Source organism: bacterium (genome assembly GCA_030647555.1).
Lineage (GTDB): Bacteria > Patescibacteriota > Andersenbacteria > UBA10190 > CAIZMI01 > CAIZMI01.
Window position 1 is genome coordinate 20,397 of record JAUSJG010000026.1, and the last position, 18,350, is coordinate 38,746.

An 18,350-nucleotide genomic window follows, 5' to 3' on the forward strand; every position below is an offset into this window, starting at 1 on the left:
TGGTGAAGGGAGAAACCAGAATCGTGCTCATGAAGAAAAAAATCTGTTTACCCCGCTTCTAAAAATACTATTGCTTGCAATATTTTTATCGCAAATTTATAACCGATACTTCAAAGAGTATTTTTGATTACTCCATAAACATCAACCAGAAGTAAAGACAAATTAATATTTTATTTATCTTATGGGACTAATCAATTGAATAAAGAAGCTCATTACTAAACTTATTATCGGAAGAACGCTTAATATAAATCTTAAATTGCGGATACAGAGATTTTTCAAGACGTATACAGTCAGATTCAGATCTATTATCACAAGGATCAAATTTTATTGTCTTACCATCAACTGAATAACCATCAATAATGGAACTTATTTCATTTTCCTTGCCAAAATATATCGAATCTACGTCATTACCAGTGTCAAAATTTGACCCATATATAACAATCTGCTGATTTAGCAATGTTTCAACTTTGGAAATTGATTCTATTTTAGGTTTCTCAGTGAAAGGAGTCGGCTTAATGGTTCTATTGTTCTTAATTTGTGATGTTAATAGAACACTAATAATGCCGATCACTAAAATAGATACCACACTACCAATTAAAACTACTGATTTGTATGTCATAACTAAATGATAGCATACCAATCTATCAACCTCAATGAACCTTACTACCACCAATCATCCCTTTTTGGCTCCGTGGTCAGACTCGAACCGATTTTCTGACCTCTTTTAGCCTACCGCTGGAAAAACTTGTTTCCCGTCGTCGTCATAGATATAGATGGCCAATGTTGGACACGCTTTGGCGGATTCTATAATCGTCGGTTCGTCCGCGCCTTTTTGGTTGGTTACCACCGCTTTCATTTCGTCATCTAAAACATACACTTCCGGCGCCACCGCGACACAAGAACCGGCACCGATACACAAGTCTCTTTTTACTTCAATTCGCATTAATGTTTTCGGGTTCGGTTATCCAGTTCCAAAGTGAAACGATAAACCCACTACTAAAGTACCATATCGCGTATGGAATAATCCAAATAAAAAGCGTCTTCTCGATAATCGGCGCGAAGATGTCGTCAATATCAACCAATTTGGCCTTTGTTATTTTGTTTACTTGGACTGTTCACCATTTACCGATAACGTAGCGGAAAGTCTCTTTTTGTCAATGGCGACTGACAAATTAGTAATATAATAATAGGCTTCAGGAATACTCAACAAAATCCCTCCCAACCTTTAACCCATCAGGGTAACACCGCCGATGCGTGTGCAACCTTTGAACAAAGGGAGGAGACGACGACACGATATCAACAATTATTTCGTTGGTTTCAGGTCGCGGAGGAAACGGAGTAAAAGCCTAGTGGCAGTGCCGGACGCACCCACAGGATTGACCGGATTAACTTGGTGTTCCGAATAAGCCGGGCCGGCAATATCCAAATGAATCCAGGAAGTTTTTCCAACAAAAGCTTCCAGGAATAGCGCGGCGGTAATTGCCCCACCCCAACGCTTGAGCGAAGTGTTACGAATATCGGCGATGGCGCTCTTGATAAGCGGACGATAATCATCCGTGAGTGGCATTGGCCATACTTGCTCCCCCTCTTTTTGCGCGGCAATCATAAATTCTTCCGCAAATTGTTGATCATTGGAAAATAACCCTGAAACTTCTTCACCCAAAGCCACAACACAAGCGCCGGTGAGCGTGGCAATATCAATCAAATAATCCGGTTTTTCTTTTAATGCTTCCGAAATGGAGTCGGCAAGCGTAAGACGACCCTCGGCATCCGTATTGCGAATTTCTACGGTTTTTCCGGATTGCGTTTCTACAACATCCCCCGGTTTAATCGCCGAGCCGGAAGGCATATTTTCACACGCGGCAATATACCCGTGAATAATTGCTTGCGGTTTTGTTTTTTCCAGAACTGAAAAAACACCTAAAACTGCGGCGGCACCGGCCATATCACACTTCATTGTTTCCATACTATCCGATGGTTTGATACTTAATCCCCCCGAATCAAATGTAATTCCTTTTCCGACCAACGCTATTTTAGCTAATTCCGTGGATTCCGTTTTTTTCTCCGGTTGATAAGTCAGATGAATAAAATATGGCTCATTAATAGAACCTTGTGCGACTGCCAAAAAAGCGCCCATTTTTCGTAACTCACATTCTTTTTGATTAAAAATCTCAACCTTAATACTTCCCTTGGAATTATCCGCCAATTGTTGCGCCACGGTTACCAAATCTGCCGGTCGGGTGTTCTTGGCGGGTTCATTCACCAAATTACGCGTTAAAATGGTTGCTTCGCAATAAACTCTTCCCGTTTTTATTCCACGCGTCGTTGACGCGGTCAACCCTTTTCCAACTAACAAATCAACGGAAATAATGTTTCTTTGTTCATTAATTTTATTTTGTTCAACTTGATACTTTGCAAATTGATAACCACCCAGTTCCGTTCCTTCAACCCCGGCAATACCGATTTCAAAACCTTCTTTATAAATTTCCGGAACAATAATCGATATTTCTCTCACGGCAATCGATTTGGCAAACTGGACGGCACTGGCAACTCCACGACGAAAAGTATCCACACTAGGACGATCACCTAAACCACAACAAAACACTGTGCGCGATTTATCGTTTACCGGATAATGAATTGTTTGCGTTTCACCAGTCTCGCCGGTGGCAGAAAATTTCGTCAAAATTTGTTGCACAAAGGCTTTGTCTTTTCCCACCAAACCGAGATTGTCTTTTTGCCAAAAAAGCACGACCAATTCTGTGCGTGGCAAAACCGAATTTTTTTCTTTAACGATGTATTGAGTAGGCATAATAATAGTTAAATATAGCGGAAACAGAAGAAAAATACAAGGACGCGCATGAGGACAACCGTGGTGATACGCGCTCACAGGTTAAGGTAAAATTTGAATCGTCGCGCTCACTTCCGATGTGGTGCCGAGGCACTTCATCGGAAGTGGTATAGGTTAGTAGTGTAGTAACGACGTTACGCGAACCATAACCACTTCCAAGGAAGGCCAAGCGTGGCCCACCTTGGAAGTGACCACGACGGCAATCCCTCAACCAGTGAACGCTTACCCATGGCGCTATTTGCAAACAAAGTGTTTTATGGTAAACATTGGATACTTCCAAAAAAACGAATTGTCCTTTTTTACCGGAGATAGACCAATGTCAAGACGAAGAAAACCCATTATCGCGATTGATTGGGACGACGTTGTCGTACAAACAACAGCCGCGATTTGCCGAATTCACAGCAGACGAAGCGGAGCTCTTCACAGAGCTTCCGATATGATCAGTCATGATTTTTGCAACCTTTGGGGTACCGGGATTGATTACGTAATACAGGTTATGGACGAGCACTTTTCCAGCGGTGCTACCCAAAAACCACGTTTTCTACCTGGCGCGGTGGAGGTATTGCGAGAATTGAGCCTTACGCACCGCTTGGCGGTTGTTACCGCGCGTCATGTCCGTTGGGACGCGGTGACCAAGGAACAAGTTCAAGCGCTTGGATGCAGAATCTATGCTATACATCTTTGTACAGACGAAAATGGCTTTACGACAGACAAGGCGCTCATTTGCCGCGAATACGGCTATGAAACAATCATCGACGACCATGTAAGCACAACCAACATGTGCGCGGCCGCGGGTATTCAGTCATTCGTTTTTGGTCGCTATCAATGGAACCGTCACGGAAAAATTCCACTCGTACGACGCGCTTACAATTGGAGACATGTCCACGAAATTCTTCTTTCGAAACCCCGAGACTAACAATCTCGGTTTTTATTTTGTTTTGCGTCAGCAAAACAAAATAATCCCCCATAGCTCATCAGAGCGAAGGGGGATATGTTCTATAAACTAATTTATAACGCTTATTTTTTCACAACCACATTAATCGGTTTTCCAGATTCAAACGCTTGGATATTCTCCGTATTGGTATCAAATATTCTTTGTTCCGCCTCGACACTATTAAACGCGTTGTGCGGAGTAATAATCACGTCGTCACGATCGACTAAAATATGGTTCCGCAAAATCGTGGCAATATCTTTGTTTTTGGGAAAACCCTCAGACAATAATTGAATATGTTCATATGTGTCATTTTCTTCTTCTAACACATCCAAACCCGCCCCGGATAAAATCTTTTTCTCTAATGCCCATAACAGCGCTTCCGTTTCCACAATGGCACCGCGTGATGTATTAACCAAAATCGCACCACGTTTAATATCCTTTACGTTCTCTTTGTTGATGAGATGATGTGTTGCCGGTAAATATGGAACATGGAGCGTAATTACATCACTCTGGCTAAGCAAATCCTCCAACGAATCGGCGTACGTAAAATTTAACTCGGCGGCCAACCTAGCATCATGCTTAACATCAAACGCAATCACCTTCATGGAAAAACCACGACCGATGCGAATGGCGTGCTTTCCGATATTCCCCGTTCCCACAACACCCAAGGTTTTCCCATACAAATCAAAACCCGTTAAGCCCCGTCGATCAAAATTCATCCGTTCAGTTCGCTCGTATGATTGAAAAATCTTTCTCGACAAAGCCAAGATTAAGGCGAAAGCCTGCTCCGCCACTGTATTTTCTCCGTAGGTAGGAACATTGCAGACTACTATTCCCCTTCGATTACAAGCCGTGACATCAATATGATCAAAACCGGTCGAACGAGTTGTAATCATCTTCAAATTTGGCATTTGATCTAGAACATGCTCGGTAACACACGAACAAACAAACACGGAAACAATTTCCGCGTCATCGGCGGCGGCAACAGTGTTTTCGTTTAACGGTTCAGGAAGAACAGTTAATTGCTCTTTTGGAAAAGCCTCGCGGACTTTTCGCGGTTCATCTGTCTCGGCTTCGAAGTAGGCAATTCTCATGTTTGTTGTTGTATTACGCTTTATCTTACCAAATGTTTCAAGATAGACCTAATTTTACTAAATCACCTTATAATTTTCAATTTACAATGATCAATTTTCAAATAATTATCAAAATTCCAATTTTTAAACACGACGCCGTTTGAAAATTGATAATTAATTGAAAATTGGGAATTGATACTTGAAAATTTAGGATTTCAATCCCTTTATCTTCCCAATTATATCCGTCGTCGCCAGTCCCGGTTTTCTCGGCACACTATATGTCTCGCAATCCACTTCTTGTACTGTTGACCATTCGAACCAAGTTTCCGGTGCGCCATATTCAGCCCCGTTTACGTGAATATGGGGATGAATTGTTAATAAAATCGCTCTCCCTGCTTCCGGTTCAATAATCGGCACAACATAATCCACCCAAGTTAGCGCGCAAAGCATCGCCGAACGTTCTGCTTCGGGTAAAATGGGACGTTCTGGCCCCTTATAGCGACGAACTGATTCATCAAGATTTAACCCGACAAATAATATATCTCCTTGTTTTTTTGCTTCAGATAAAATTATCAGATGCCCAGGATGCATAAGATCAAATGAGCCATTGACCGTAATCAGACGTTTTCCTTCCGCCCGTAATTTTTTAGCAACAGCTGGCGCTTCTTCACGAGCAAGCAACTTCCCTTTCGTCCACGAATAATTATCATTTATCAATTTAATATCCATTTTTTTGAGTGCTATTAGTAACTTATGTTTGTACTAAACGTACTTATAATTTTCAAGTATCAATTCCCAATTTTCAATTAATTATCAATGGCTTAATTATCAATTGACGACGTCGTTACTTGATAATTTATGAATTGATCATTAATTGATAATTGGTCATTGAAAATTGATAATTTAAAGTGTCTTTATTTTTTGCGCCGCTTCTACAAGCGAGTTGGCTACCACCGTTGGCGCCGGATCGGTTGGTGCGGTTGTCCAGTATTCGCTTCTTAAAAGCACAGTCCGCATGCCAAGTTTCGCTCCAAATTCGTGATCGGTGATTTTGTCACCCACCGACCAAGACTTGGCGTAATCAATCGGCCCCAAAACAGCCTCAATCTGTTTTGCCATACCGCCATTTGGTTTTCGACATTCGTGATCCATGGCATATTTAGGAACGGTACCTTCCACGTGGTATGGGCAATAGGCCATCGCACGAATATGAACACCACGCTCGGCTAAAATAGTTCTTACATAATTATTTACCGTCTGTACATCCGCTTCCGTAAAACGACCGCGCGCCACCCCGGACTGATTAGTGACAATCGCCAATAAATACCCCGCACCTTCAAAAATGCGTAAGGCGTCAGAAACCCCATCAACTAACTCCACCTGTTCAATACGATGCACGAAGTGCTTATCAATATTTAAAGTCCCGTCACGATCGAGAAATATTACCTTTTTGAGAATGTCACTCATTGATTAATTTTAGCTCAATTTGTCGGTGTTTTCAACCGCACGTTACTTATACTGGGTCGGACTTTTATTTATAAAGGTCCGACCCACATTGGACAACGACGCGACAACTCGACCAATTAAGGTCGGACCTTTGCGCAAAGTCCGACCTTTTATTCCACTTCGAAGTATTCGCTTAAAAGATGCACAACATGAAGATGTAACTCCTGAATACGCGCTGTGACGAGTGACGGCGACTCGATTGAAACATCCACCAGTGTACGTAGTGCTCCTTGCGGTGCGGTAAGCGCAATCACTTTCATTTGTTTTTTTCTCGCTTCTTCCACGGCGCGCAGAACATTTTTGGAATTACCTGATGTGGAAATCCCGATCAACAAGTCCCCTTGTTTACCCAACCCTTGCACTTGGCGCGCGAATAACTCTTCAAAACCAAAGTCATTACCAATACAAGTAAGTGCTGCGCTATCGGCCGTCAATGAAACTACCGGCAAACTGGGCCGGTTCTTTTTGTAACGACCAAGCATTTCGTCGGAGAAATGTTGCGCTTCCGCGGCCGATCCGCCATTGCCACAAATTAAAACTTTGCCACCGGATGAATATGTTTGATCGAGAAGCACGGCGGCTTTTTCCACGCTTTCAAAAAAACTATCGGGGATGTTGGCTATAACATTTTGCAATTCTTTTGATTCTTTTTTAAGATCGATTTGTTTCATATAAGATTTTTTAAAATAAATTGACAAAACCCCTCCCGCGCTGGCACCCTCTCGAACATCCACTGGATGTTCTCGGGGAACCCGCCGCGCCCCCTTGAATAAGGGGAGGAATTACGACTATGGGTTTTTGATGTTACGGATGTTAATATAATCTTTTAGCGCTTCTTGCCAGCTACGCATTAACGGACGTTTGGTATTTTTTAAAATTGACCATTTGGGACGAATTGCCTTTGTTGGAAACTCTTCCGATGTTACCGGTACAACATTAACCGGCATTTGCATAATCTTAAAGATTTCTTTCGCAAATTCCGCCCATGTTGCATTTCCGCCATTGGTGATGTGGTATATGCCAAATGGCGCCTGTTCGTGTGTTAATTTAAAAATTGCCTGTGCCAAATCCCTGGTGTAGGTTGGCGCCCCGTGCTGATCATCGACCACTTTAAGTTCCGACTTTTGCTTACCGAGATTAATCATTGTTTCCACGAAATTTTTTCCTTGCGGGCCAAATAACCACGCGGTACGAATTAGCCAATACTTATCAGTATTTTTTTGTAGCAGTTGTTCACCTAATAATTTCGACCGCCCGTAGGCGTTGAGCGGTTCACCTGGTGTTTCGTCTTCCGCGTATCCCTCTTTTTTGTCACCCGAAAAAACATAGTCTGTAGAAATATGAACAAGTGGAATATTTAATTTCGCGCAAGCCTCCGCCAAATAACCTACCGCATGCCCATTTACTTTGGTCGCCAGTTCTTCTTCAACTTCCGCCTTTTCCACATCCGTATAAGCCGCGGCATTAATTACCAAATCCGGCTCGCAAATTGGCAGATGTTCCAACACTTGGTCACGATCGGTAATATCTAATTCATTTCGATCCCACGCAATAACTTGGTCGGCCTCAAACTGTTTTTGCAACGCCCGACCCAACATACCCTGCGCCCCCAAGATCAAGACATGCATTATTTTTCCGATGCTATTACAACTAGGAGATTGCCACGCCTCGACCATTTTAATAATGGTCGATGGCTCGCAAAGACGAACTTTATTATAGAATCAATCATTTCCTTTCTTGATACTGCTGACGATAATACTCTTTATAAGAACCATCCTTGAGCGGTTTCCACCAAGCCGTATTCGCCTTAAACCACTCGATCGTTGTCTTGATTCCATCGGCAAAAGCCACTTGTGGTTTCCAACCCAATTGCATGGTTTTACTACTATCAAGCGCGTATCGACGATCATGTCCTGGTCGGTCTTTCACATATTCAATCATTTCCGAGCCCTTATCCATTTCACGCAAAATAACATTTGCCAAATCCAAGGTAGAAAATTCTTCTTCACTGCCAATATTATAAATTTCTCCAAAAGTGCCTTTTTCCAACACCGCTAAAATTCCACGACAATGGTCATCAACATAAAGATAGTCGCGAACACTTAACCCATCACCATAAATCGGCATTTTTTTATTTTCCAACAGGTTGGTAATAAATAGCGGCATCGCTTTTTCCGGAAAAATATATGGGCCATAGTTGTTTGATGCCCGCGTGATCAACACGGGTTGATTGTATGTTCGAAACGCCGCCCGCACCTGCATATCGCCCCCCGCCTTTGAGGCGGAATAGGGACTATTCGGCAAAATCGGCGATTCCTCCGTCCATTTTCCCTCCACGATGGAACCATAGACTTCATCCGTACTAACTTGCAGATATCTTTCAATTCCTTTTTCGCGCGCCTCCGTTAAAAGATTATATGTGCCCAAGACATCCGTTTCGATAAATTCCAAGCCGCTCATAATCGAACGATCTACGTGCGTTTCTGCGGCAAAATTAACGATTTGATCAATCTCGTAATCACGTAAGACTTTATGAACTTTTTCACGATCGGCGATATCGCCTTGAATAAATACGAATTTCCCATCGACTTCGGCCAGATTTTTCAAATTGCCAGCATAAGTGAGTTTATCGTAAACGACGATTTTCCAATCAGGACGTTCCTTCACGATTAAACGCACGAAGGCAGAGCCGATAAAGCCCGCACCGCCAGTAATCAATATAGTCATATGTGTATTTAAGATAACGAAATTGGAGTAAAAATACCAGACTCGTGAGATATTTTCCCCTTAAATCCCAAATTTCAAATCCCAATGTCCAACAAAATCCTAATTTTCTAAACCCCAAACATTAGCGTTTTTGTCATTTATGTTTTGAAATTTTGTTGGTCATTGGGATTTGGTCATTGGGATTTTTTGGCGCACATGCTGAAAAATCTTCTAATTAGTTCCAATATTTAGATTTTTTTATTCCTTGTGGAAAAAATCTTTGATATTCATCCTTATACCATTCAGAAAACCGTTTCTGTCCTTCTTCGATCGAAACTTTCGGTTGAAAACCTAGAACTTCTTTCGCGTGCGTTATGTCAGCCGCCGTAACAATCGCTTCCTCGGCCGGAAGCGTTTTCTCTACAACTTTCGCTTTCATCCCCAAACCGGCCTCAATCGCCGCGACAAAACGCGCCAACGGCACCGGATCGTTGTTGCCTAAATTAACAATATCGAAACCGATGTTTTTATCCAGCGCCGCGATGATACCAACCACAATATCGCCCACGTACGTGAAATCACGTTTCGTTTCCTGGCCGTCCGGTGTGAATTTTTTTACCGTGATTTCTTCACTCTTAAAAATTCCTTCATTTAGTTTCCAAGTGGCCATATCGGGACGCATCCAAGGACCATAAACCGTAAAAAAACGTAGACAAATTATCGGTAAATTATGCAAATAGTTATACATCCACGCATAAAGCTCGCCCGAGCGCTTGGAAGCGGCATAAGGTGCGATTGGCTCATCGCAAGGCATCGTTTCTACATAAGGAGGTTTTAAACCACGACCATATAATGAAGAAGAAGAAGCAAATACCACGTTTTTTACACCGTGAATCCGTGACTGTTCAAACACGTTTACTGTTCCATCGACATTTTGTTGAGTATAAAGCAAAGGATTTTCCACGGATGGACGCACGGCCGCCCACGCGGCCAAATGAATAACCTTTTCCGGTTTCACTTCCGCAAAACATTCTCCCAATTTCGCGTTATCAGTAATATCAACTTCATAAAGTTTGGGTGTTTGTAAGCCAGCCAATACTTTTTCAAAACGCACGCGTTTGAATTCCGGATCATAATAATCATTAAAATTATCAACAACAAAAACTTCATCACCGCGTTCAATTAACGCGCGCACAACATGGACACCTATCGAACCAGCACCACCCGTAACAAGTACTTTCATCCTATCCGTTTAACTGCGCTTCGATTTCCGCCGGTGTCTTATCTTCCTGCTCACCCTTGATGGTTGGGTCATAAGCGGGATGCGGAAAGTTAATCAACCAAACCTCTTCCGTGCCGATATTTTCAATTCCGATATAAACATTCGTCGGTAAAAGCAGTCTTTCCGGAGTTGCAGAATCTAAAATATGTTCAACTTTTTGCTTCCCTTCAACAATGGTTATTTTCACCTTTCCGCGCAAACAAACATAATGACTTTGACGTTGATTATGCAAATGATAGCCCTTAAAAGCCCCCGGCAAGGCCACCGTTAAATATGTAACAGTTTTGTCACCGTCTTTATAAAGCTCAATCAAGTGCCCATTTGGCTCTTTTGTGCCTGTGACGTAAGTGGTAACGCGCTTACAAGACTCTTTAGTAATTTGTTCAATCATCCCAGTATATCAACTTCCAATTTGAACGAATGCGATTCGTTCAAACATTTTATGTGCTAAATTCAAGATTATTTGCATAATTATGGTGTTACGAAATAAGTAATATATCAGATAAAAAAATTGGAAGTTGTATTACTGGGCATAAAGCTATTGTAGTTATTTTGAACATTTTAAGCAAAAAGCGATGAATAATGATTGATGATTTATGAATAATGAAGAAACGACGCCGATTCGCCGACTCATCATTCATAAATCATCAATCATTATTCATAAATCATGTCAGCTCCTGTTTTCGTCTAAAAACTTTTGTAACCAATACCGCGCGTCATGATTGTTGACGGAAGCATTTTCCTCCTTTACAGACGCCGACTTCTTGTATCGATATATCGATACATTCGATACGTTTGAAAAAATACCGTAGATACCGGCGAAGAAAAAGAAAAGTCCACCGACAACCAGATCGGCAATCGCCCAACCGGGAAGAATATCAGCTAAAGGTAAAATGAGGACAAGCACGCCAAAAACCGTACCCAACAGCCCTAAAATTGAGAATAGCCCATAAACGGTTAAAATCGCCTTTTTCTGCATAGCCAAACACCATAACCTGATGGTAGAATCATGTCAAGCGTGACTTATTTATTATTTTTGACATAACCTCAATGGCAAAAAAACGAGATGTTAAAATGATCGTTTGGCGAATTTTGGCGATATTTATCGCGCTGGGCACGATCGCCTATTTGGCGTTGCCGTTCTTGAGATACTGATGAAGACCACAGGGTACAGGCCTTTCGCGTCCGCTTCCTGTTCCCTGTACCCTGCCCCCTTTCACTCAGACTTTCCCAGCGCCGCTAAATACGCCTCCGGCGGAATATCCACACTACCCACTTTGGCCATTTTCTTTTTGCCTTTCTTTTGTTTTTCCAGAAGCTTCTTTTTTCGCGTTACATCTCCTCCATACAAATATCCGGTAACGTCTTTGCGCATCGCCGGAATTGTTTCGCGGGCAATAACCTTTCCACCAATCGCCGCCTGAATTGCCACCGCGAATAAATGGCGCGGAATAGCTTCTTTTAGTTTAGCAACAATGCGTCGCCCTTCACGCTGTGCTTGTTCACGCGGAACAATCATCGACAATGGCTCAACCGTTTCTTCGGCGACTAAAATTGAAAGTTTAATTAAATCCGTCGGCCGCCAATTTAACATATCGTATGATAATGACGCGTAACCCGCCGACGCACTTTTTAAGGCATCATGTAGATCAATAACCACTTCTCGGAGTGGCATTTCCGCAGTAATCAAAACACGCTCTGCCGACAAATATTCAGTATTACGATGAACACCGGCATGCGCGGAAATGAGTGGCAAAATTCCACCAATGTCTAACGCGCGAGAAATTATTTCCACCAACACCCACTGCTCTTCGGTTGATTCCAGTGCTGATGGATCAGGAAATTCGGTTGGCGTGCGAATCACTTGCGTTTCCCCGTTTCTCAATTTCACCCGATAAGCAACGCTGGGAACGGTAATTGTAACTTCAATATTATATTCACGTTTTAATCTCTCTTGAACAATACTCAAGTGAAGTAACCCGAGGAAACCGCAACGAAAACCTTGCCCCAAAGCAGTAGAAGTTTCTTGCTCATATTGTAGTGATGCATCATTGAGACGATATTTTGCCAGAGCGTCGCGCAAGAAACGAAAATCTTCCCCGGAGTGCGGATAAATACCGGCAAAAACTTTTGGCTGAGGCACTGTGTAACCAGGTAAAACCAAGTTACCTTTTTCGTCCCGATCTTTGAAATGAATGATTGTATCACCAACACGCGCTTGCGCGACATCTCTCAAACCCGTCGCCACATAACCAATTTCACCGGCACACAATTCATCACGGGACGACTCTTTCGGATTTAGAATTCCCAACTCCAGCGATTCGCCACGAACGTTTTCTCCCGCAAAAAGAATCTCTTGATTCTTTTTTATTCTTCCGTCCACGACACGGATATAAGTAACCACTCCTTTGTAGGCATCAAAAAACGAATCAAACACAAGCGACCGCAAAGGTTTTTCTTCACTCCCGCTTGGCGGAGGAACCCGCTTCACAATCGACTCCAAAAGTTCCGGCACACCCGCCCCCGTCTTTGCGGAGACCAGCAAAACTTCTTCTTCGGGAATACCAGTCAATTTCGCAATATCACGACGTGTCCCTGCCACATCCGCCGCCGGTAAATCAATTTTATTCACCACCGCCACAATTGTCAGCCCGGCTTCTAACGCAAATGTCAGGTTAGCCATCGTTTGTGCCTGAATACCTTGTGTCGCATCCACCAACAACACGGCGCCCTCAACGGCCGCGAGACTGCGCGAAACTTCATAGGCAAAATCGACATGCCCGGGCGTATCAATCAAATTCAAAATGAATTTTTCATTAAGCGATTTTGATTTGTATTCCATTCTCACCGGCGTCAATTTGATTGTGATACCCCGTTCACGTTCCAGATCCATCCCATCCAGCATCTGCTCCTGCATCTGCCGTTTTTCCAGTGTCCCGGTTTGCTCGATAAGACGATCAGCCAGGGTAGACTTTCCATGGTCGATGTGGGCGATTATGCAGAAATTACGAATTTTGTTGGTCATCCCAGTATATCAACCGCCAATACAAGCGATTTTAAATCGCTTGTAAATCGCATCATTAATGTTAAACCAAGGAAATTATTCATAAGGGTTGTTTGATGATTCTGCCAAATTATCACAAATTGGCGGTTGTATTACTGGGTCATACCTATCTTTTATGCTATCCGGCGCTATTCGTCTATGGCCACAGGCTCGGTCTGCTTTTTAAACAGCAACTGCCGTACACCGCCAAACAAAACATCAAACTCTTCCAGCTTCAATAATCGACTGGCAATAAGATAAACAACCGCCCCACCAAGCCCCGAACCAAACAATTTGATAAAGACACCAAGAAATGTTTGCATATTCACCATGTTACCAATTGGCATTTTAAGGAGTTGAATCGTGACACCGGCTAACAATGTAGCGAAAAGCATACGAGAAGCACCGGACAATAAATATTTGTCATCCAAACCACCAAGACGAGTTCTTAGTACGACAACCAAGATTAGAAAATTGACTATCGAAGCGACAGTAAACGCCCATGCCAAACCAACAACGCCGTACTGAATACCAAGAAAAAAAGCTCCAACAAGATTCACAATAATAGTCACAATACTTGCCACCATCGGAGTTTTAGTATCATGCATCGCAAAAAAAGCACGCGCCAAAAGTGGAACAAGACTTTGAGCAAAAACAGAAACCACAAGAATACTTAAGACGGTAAAAGTCGCTTTAGTATCATTCCAATCAAAACGGCCCGCTCCTAAAATCACGCGGACTATTTCTGAACGCAATAAATACATTGCCGCGGAAAGCGGTACGGCCAAAAACAATATCAGGCGCATTGTTTTTATTAACGTATGTGAAAATATTTCCGGCGCGTTTTCGGCCACGGCGCGGGATAGTTGCGGAAAAGCGGCAACGGCAAAAGAAATACCAACTAAACCAATCGGTACATTCTGCAGATTATCCGCGAAAGCGTAAACAGCGATACTTCCAACAAGCAAGGTGGAACCGATAAAGTTCACCACTAAATCATTAACCTGTCCCGCCAAAAGCCCAATCAAACGTGGCACCATCAATCGACCGATGTTTTTCAATCCCTCGTGTTTCCAGCGCAATGAAAATTTAAAACGAAAACCCAACTTCCAAGTACCGGGAAGTTGAATTAATAAATGCAAAATCGCGCCCAACACGACGCCCCACGCAACACCCCTAACACCAACACTTGGCACAAAGAAAATAACGCCAAAAATAATTCCCAAATTATAGAGAACCGGTGCTACGGCATAAGCAAAGAAACGATTAAAACTGGTGAGAATTGTTCCAAGAATACTGCTCGCGCCAAGTAAAATTGGTTGTAGTAACATAATCCTGCTTAATGTCACCATCAGGGCCATGCGATGGACATCAAAACCCGGCGCTATTAACGGCACGATAATTGGCGTCAAAATAAACAAAATTACCGCACAAAGCACCAATAAAACAGTAGTGATAAAAAAGAGACTTTCCGCGACCTCAAAAGCTTCTTTCTTGCCCTTTTCACCCTTACTTAAGTATGTCGAAAATACCGGTAGGAATGCCGCGGTTAAAGTACCAAGCACCAACAAGTTAAAAATGATATCCGGAATACGGTAGGCGGCAAAATAAGCATCCAATTCCGGTCCCGCGCCAAAATGTTCCGCGAATAAACGATCACGAAAAAGCCCAAGCAAACGACTCAAAAGCGAAGATATCGCCACCAACGAGGCGGCGGAAATTAACGCGCCACTCCGCGTCTTGTCCTCCGTAGCTTTAGCGAAGGAGGATTTCTCGGCATTATTAGACACTGTAATAAAATAACATGAATAAGATCGATTTCAAATTTTTATAAGATTCGATTTTTCTGACAGAGAAAATATTGAAGCGTAGTAGACTACTACGGTGAAATATTTTCGACCGAAGAAAAATTGAAGATTGTGAGAATTTGGAAGCGAGATATGCATGTTATTTTATTACAGTGTCTTACTCATATTTTATCTATCACAACGCCCCACACATTATCACTTTTTTGGATCGTTGTAAAGCTAACATTTTGCTCACCGTTATAAGTGATCCCGCTTTCCGGACCGGCCCAAACAAAATGAAAATCCTGCGACACATGCACGGACGCTTCAAATTTTAGCGGTTGATGTCCGGGCTGTTGTTGAGAAAGCAACTGATAATTTAACAGACCGTTTTTATTAATACTGAGATTTTGAGTCGCGGGTAAACGGTATTTATAAATTGTCACAGTTGTTTCACCGGGCTTCGTCACAATCCAATTACCAAAAGAAGTCTTACCGCTCTCCTCGGAAACAACCGTGCCGTTAATAACTGTGGTCGAATCTTTCTCTAATTCCGCGACATCCGCGTCTTGTACAAATGTTTTATAATCAGCCTTATTTACATACGGCGTTGGCACATCCGCCGTCTTTGTAAAACCGACCGCTTCCAAAAGAACACTGCCCTTTGGCACTAATGTCCGCTCATAAATCACATTATTTTTTTGAAACCAATCCTCGTCCGGATTCCATCCGGGTCGACCATTTATCGACCCCTTATGATGACGAGTTGTAATAAGAGTTGCCATAGCTTCCCCCGTATCATTGAAAGAAACATCATATTTTACCGATTGATCCATTAGTTCATCCGTCTTATGACCACCAATATTTGCTTCTACGCGCATCAAGTAGTCACTCTTTGCATCTTCAATTTTTCCTCCCCAACCAAGCTTTTCGATACGTGTTTGCGCATCAATATCTCTAAACCAAATCAGTAATTGTTTTTGCTTCAGACTATCGCCAAACACACTCGCCAAATCACCCCAGCGATCCTGTGGTAATTTTGTTACCCGCGACATCACTTCCGGCATCAAATCACTAATAAAAGCTTTAGGGTTATTTTCCTCTTTGTCATAATCATAAGTGACTAACCGTTGCGTTTCATCGATCACGTTATTCGCATCAATTGTAAGATTATAATCAGGCATTGGAATCGGCCCCGTAACCCGCAACATTTGTTGCAATACGGAAGGTGTAATTGCAATCACCCCATCCACTGTCGGACCACCGCTTTTTTCAAACAATGTGGCGACTTTTTGTGCATTAGTGCGAAAATCAGCAAACCAATTTCCATCCCTGGAAAACCAACGATCGGTTATTTTTTTAAGTGGCGTCGGAGGAATTATAAAATCACGCAATTGCCCATCCGGATTGTAAATTGTATCAACTTTGACCTTTTTTACTCCTCCTTTTGATAAATTTGCCAACGCAAAACTTCCAATAAAACCACCCCCCGGCCTTAACTCACGATTATTTTCGAACAAAAATAGATACTGGCGGTCTTGTTTGGCGCCAAGCAACATGTTCAGTACTTCATGCGAATCCAAATAACTTTCGATCACTTGTGCCAATAAATGCACACTTTTCTGCAACTGCAAAAGATCCCCTTGTATTTCACTTGGCAACACCGACGGATTGATGTCTTTTATTTCCCCGTCAATTTTATTTAATTGTTCCGCTAAGCTTTTTACCAACGGCTGGCTTTTCTCCAGCAAGTCTGTCAAAGATTGATTATCGGTTTTTGGCTGTCGAAATAACTGCACCAACTGCGCGGCATCGTCACCCAACGCGGAAAGTTGTTTCCCGGCCAATAATAAATTTTCTCCGGAGTCAAGACGCGCTTTGGGGTCAAGTTTTGCCAATAATCTAAGAGCGATATTTGTCGATGAATCTAATTGTTCTTGCGCGTCCGTAAATAATTTTGTTGCTTGATCCAGTTCTTCTTTTCCCGCATCCACATCTGATCCGGCAATCGCCTTGAGTCCTAGCGTCAAATGTTGCGCGCCTTGTTTAGCAACAGCACCAACCGCTTTAGCAACATTTGGCAAACCGTTAACGGCGCCAATTAATCCAACAGCCCCACCGATTAAAAACACCGCGAAAGCCACCCTCGAAGACTCCAAAATATTTTTTTTATCTACCTTTCTTGGCACTTTTTCTCGTTTTTTCTTTTCTGGTTTTTCCGCAACCGTCGCTTTTACAATTTCACGTTTAACGGGCGTAGTTGGTTTTTTTTCTTTGCGGAATTTTTTCCAAGCAACCGGTGGTGCTACCCACGGAATATATCCTTCCGTTTCCGACTTTTGCATAATCGATTTAAGCAGATCATCCGAACCATCGTCCACTTTTTCGTTTTCCGTTTTTAACGCAGAAATTTTATCCGGTTTCTTTTTTTTCAATTCCCGCATTTCTTTCACGAAACGTTGAGAAATTCTTTGTTCTCGGTGCCAAACCACCGGCGCAACCTTCTCTTGAACGACTGTTTGTTCTTTCACAACTTCCTGCTCGATAATTACCGGCTCATCATTAATGATTTGAGGATGTTTTTTGTAATCAGTGACTTTTACTTGAAAATCTTCTTCGCGTTTTAAGTCTTCATCTAAAAAACGTGACAATTCTTCTCTAACCAACTTCTCTTCAATTGGTTCCGGAATATCAGCACTTCCCGGAAAATGAAAAACGATATCATTATCGTAAGTTAATCTCTCGGTATCAAACGGCACAGTCAATTCGTCCAGAGCTTTGCCGGACAAACCTGCACCGATCACGGAACGGAGCAACCTTGCTCCGTTCCGTGATCGGTGCAGGTCTTGCTGTCTTTCAATATTAACATGTCGCGAACGAGGAATACGAATAATTGAAGCGACTTCTCCTGTGCTGTCACCAACAAAAATATCGGCCACCTTGGGACCAAAGGCTTTTTGCGCTTTTATCGGTGCTTTATTGTGTTTTTTTCGTTTCCGCTCCATTTGGGGATATTATAGCACGAGAAAACATTGTTAACCGTACCGATCACGGATCGGAGCAAGGTTGCTCCGATCCGTGATCGGTACAGGGTCCGGCTATGTATTTAAATTTGACAAAATTCGGTGTAGTGTTATGATACTGCGTTGTCCTTTCCCCACCCCAGAAAAA

The 18,350-nt window shown here is 42.6% G+C and carries 16 protein-coding genes; 1 reads left to right on the plus strand and 15 read right to left on the minus strand.

The window, feature by feature from the left end:
* Positions 1–187: 187 nt before the first annotated feature.
* The 3 genes from Q7S57_05270 to Q7S57_05280 all read right to left on the minus strand — a co-directional run bounded on the left by Q7S57_05270 (position 188) and on the right by Q7S57_05280 (position 2,809).
* On the minus strand, positions 188–619 hold the full coding sequence (locus tag Q7S57_05270) for a hypothetical protein (protein ID MDO8512661.1): 432 nt from the start codon (positions 617–619) through the stop codon (positions 188–190).
* Positions 620–724: 105 nt separating this feature from the next.
* Complete coding sequence (locus tag Q7S57_05275; protein ID MDO8512662.1) at positions 725–943, minus strand: ferredoxin; 219 nt, start codon at positions 941–943, stop codon at positions 725–727.
* A 360-nt stretch (positions 944–1,303) separates the two neighbouring features.
* Positions 1,304–2,809, minus strand: a complete 1,506-nt coding sequence (locus Q7S57_05280) for a leucyl aminopeptidase (protein MDO8512663.1) — start codon at positions 2,807–2,809, stop codon at positions 1,304–1,306.
* A gap of 355 nt (positions 2,810–3,164) precedes the next feature.
* On the opposite strand from Q7S57_05280, the gene Q7S57_05285 reads away from it, so the two are divergent.
* Positions 3,165–3,764 (plus strand): hypothetical protein, encoded by a 600-nt coding sequence (locus Q7S57_05285; protein ID MDO8512664.1) that lies wholly within the window; start codon positions 3,165–3,167, stop codon positions 3,762–3,764.
* A 101-nt stretch (positions 3,765–3,865) separates the two neighbouring features.
* Here Q7S57_05285 and Q7S57_05290 read toward each other — a convergent pair whose 3' ends face one another.
* From Q7S57_05290 to Q7S57_05345, 12 genes are all read right to left on the minus strand, one after another.
* Entirely contained in the window at positions 3,866–4,876 is a 1,011-nt protein-coding gene (locus Q7S57_05290; protein ID MDO8512665.1) for a hydroxyacid dehydrogenase, read from the minus strand.
* Between the two features lie 186 nt (positions 4,877–5,062).
* Positions 5,063–5,584: an adenylyltransferase/cytidyltransferase family protein gene (locus Q7S57_05295; GenBank protein ID MDO8512666.1), complete on the minus strand. Its 522-nt coding sequence runs from the start codon at positions 5,582–5,584 to the stop codon at positions 5,063–5,065.
* 174 nt (positions 5,585–5,758) lie between these two features.
* Positions 5,759–6,322 carry an HAD family hydrolase gene (locus Q7S57_05300; protein ID MDO8512667.1) on the minus strand — a complete coding sequence of 188 codons (564 nt, stop codon included), beginning with the start codon at positions 6,320–6,322 and terminating at the stop codon, positions 5,759–5,761.
* A gap of 149 nt (positions 6,323–6,471) precedes the next feature.
* The gene (locus tag Q7S57_05305; GenBank protein MDO8512668.1) at positions 6,472–7,032 is read right to left on the minus strand and encodes an SIS domain-containing protein; all 561 of its coding nucleotides are present in this window, start codon (positions 7,030–7,032) and stop codon (positions 6,472–6,474) included.
* Between the two features lie 117 nt (positions 7,033–7,149).
* Entirely contained in the window at positions 7,150–7,989 is an 840-nt protein-coding gene (rfbD, locus tag Q7S57_05310; protein MDO8512669.1) for a dTDP-4-dehydrorhamnose reductase, read from the minus strand.
* Between the two features lie 97 nt (positions 7,990–8,086).
* Positions 8,087–9,088, minus strand: a complete 1,002-nt coding sequence (gene rfbB, locus Q7S57_05315; protein MDO8512670.1) for a dTDP-glucose 4,6-dehydratase — start codon at positions 9,086–9,088, stop codon at positions 8,087–8,089.
* A gap of 214 nt (positions 9,089–9,302) precedes the next feature.
* Positions 9,303–10,310 (minus strand): GDP-mannose 4,6-dehydratase, encoded by a 1,008-nt coding sequence (locus Q7S57_05320; protein MDO8512671.1) that lies wholly within the window; start codon positions 10,308–10,310, stop codon positions 9,303–9,305.
* A 1-nt stretch (position 10,311) separates the two neighbouring features.
* Complete coding sequence (locus Q7S57_05325) at positions 10,312–10,740, minus strand: WxcM-like domain-containing protein (GenBank protein MDO8512672.1); 429 nt, start codon at positions 10,738–10,740, stop codon at positions 10,312–10,314.
* Between the two features lie 279 nt (positions 10,741–11,019).
* Positions 11,020–11,328, minus strand: coding sequence for a hypothetical protein (locus Q7S57_05330; protein ID MDO8512673.1), 309 nt, complete (start codon positions 11,326–11,328; stop codon positions 11,020–11,022).
* A gap of 237 nt (positions 11,329–11,565) precedes the next feature.
* A complete protein-coding gene (gene lepA / locus Q7S57_05335) occupies positions 11,566–13,374 on the minus strand; it encodes a translation elongation factor 4 (protein ID MDO8512674.1) in 1,809 nt (602 codons plus the stop codon).
* 167 nt (positions 13,375–13,541) lie between these two features.
* Positions 13,542–15,182 (minus strand): murein biosynthesis integral membrane protein MurJ, encoded by a 1,641-nt coding sequence (gene murJ, locus Q7S57_05340; GenBank protein MDO8512675.1) that lies wholly within the window; start codon positions 15,180–15,182, stop codon positions 13,542–13,544.
* Positions 15,183–15,361: 179 nt separating this feature from the next.
* Positions 15,362–18,184 carry a DUF4012 domain-containing protein gene (locus Q7S57_05345; GenBank protein MDO8512676.1) on the minus strand — a complete coding sequence of 941 codons (2,823 nt, stop codon included), beginning with the start codon at positions 18,182–18,184 and terminating at the stop codon, positions 15,362–15,364.
* Positions 18,185–18,350: the final 166 nt, after the last annotated feature.

Excerpts from the sequence above, each read along its gene's own strand:
- Q7S57_05325 (MDO8512672.1), bottom strand. The coding sequence starts at position 10,740 with ATGATTGAACAAATTACTAAAGAGTCTTGTAAGCGCGTTACCACTTAC.
- Q7S57_05280 (MDO8512663.1), bottom strand. The coding sequence starts at position 2,809 with ATGCCTACTCAATACATCGTTAAAGAAAAAAATTCGGTTTTGCCACGC.
- Q7S57_05275 (MDO8512662.1), bottom strand. The coding sequence starts at position 943 with ATGCGAATTGAAGTAAAAAGAGACTTGTGTATCGGTGCCGGTTCTTGT.
- Q7S57_05305 (MDO8512668.1), bottom strand. The coding sequence starts at position 7,032 with ATGAAACAAATCGATCTTAAAAAAGAATCAAAAGAATTGCAAAATGTT.
- Q7S57_05270 (MDO8512661.1), bottom strand. The coding sequence starts at position 619 with ATGACATACAAATCAGTAGTTTTAATTGGTAGTGTGGTATCTATTTTA.
- Q7S57_05320 (MDO8512671.1), bottom strand. The coding sequence starts at position 10,310 with ATGAAAGTACTTGTTACGGGTGGTGCTGGTTCGATAGGTGTCCATGTT.
- Q7S57_05285 (MDO8512664.1), top strand. The coding sequence starts at position 3,165 with ATGTCAAGACGAAGAAAACCCATTATCGCGATTGATTGGGACGACGTT.
- rfbD (MDO8512669.1), bottom strand. The coding sequence starts at position 7,989 with ATGCATGTCTTGATCTTGGGGGCGCAGGGTATGTTGGGTCGGGCGTTG.
- Q7S57_05330 (MDO8512673.1), bottom strand. The coding sequence starts at position 11,328 with ATGCAGAAAAAGGCGATTTTAACCGTTTATGGGCTATTCTCAATTTTA.
- lepA (MDO8512674.1), bottom strand. The coding sequence starts at position 13,374 with ATGACCAACAAAATTCGTAATTTCTGCATAATCGCCCACATCGACCAT.
- Q7S57_05290 (MDO8512665.1), bottom strand. The coding sequence starts at position 4,876 with ATGAGAATTGCCTACTTCGAAGCCGAGACAGATGAACCGCGAAAAGTC.
- Q7S57_05300 (MDO8512667.1), bottom strand. The coding sequence starts at position 6,322 with ATGAGTGACATTCTCAAAAAGGTAATATTTCTCGATCGTGACGGGACT.
- rfbB (MDO8512670.1), bottom strand. The coding sequence starts at position 9,088 with ATGACTATATTGATTACTGGCGGTGCGGGCTTTATCGGCTCTGCCTTC.
- Q7S57_05295 (MDO8512666.1), bottom strand. The coding sequence starts at position 5,584 with ATGGATATTAAATTGATAAATGATAATTATTCGTGGACGAAAGGGAAG.
- Q7S57_05345 (MDO8512676.1), bottom strand. The coding sequence starts at position 18,184 with ATGGAGCGGAAACGAAAAAAACACAATAAAGCACCGATAAAAGCGCAA.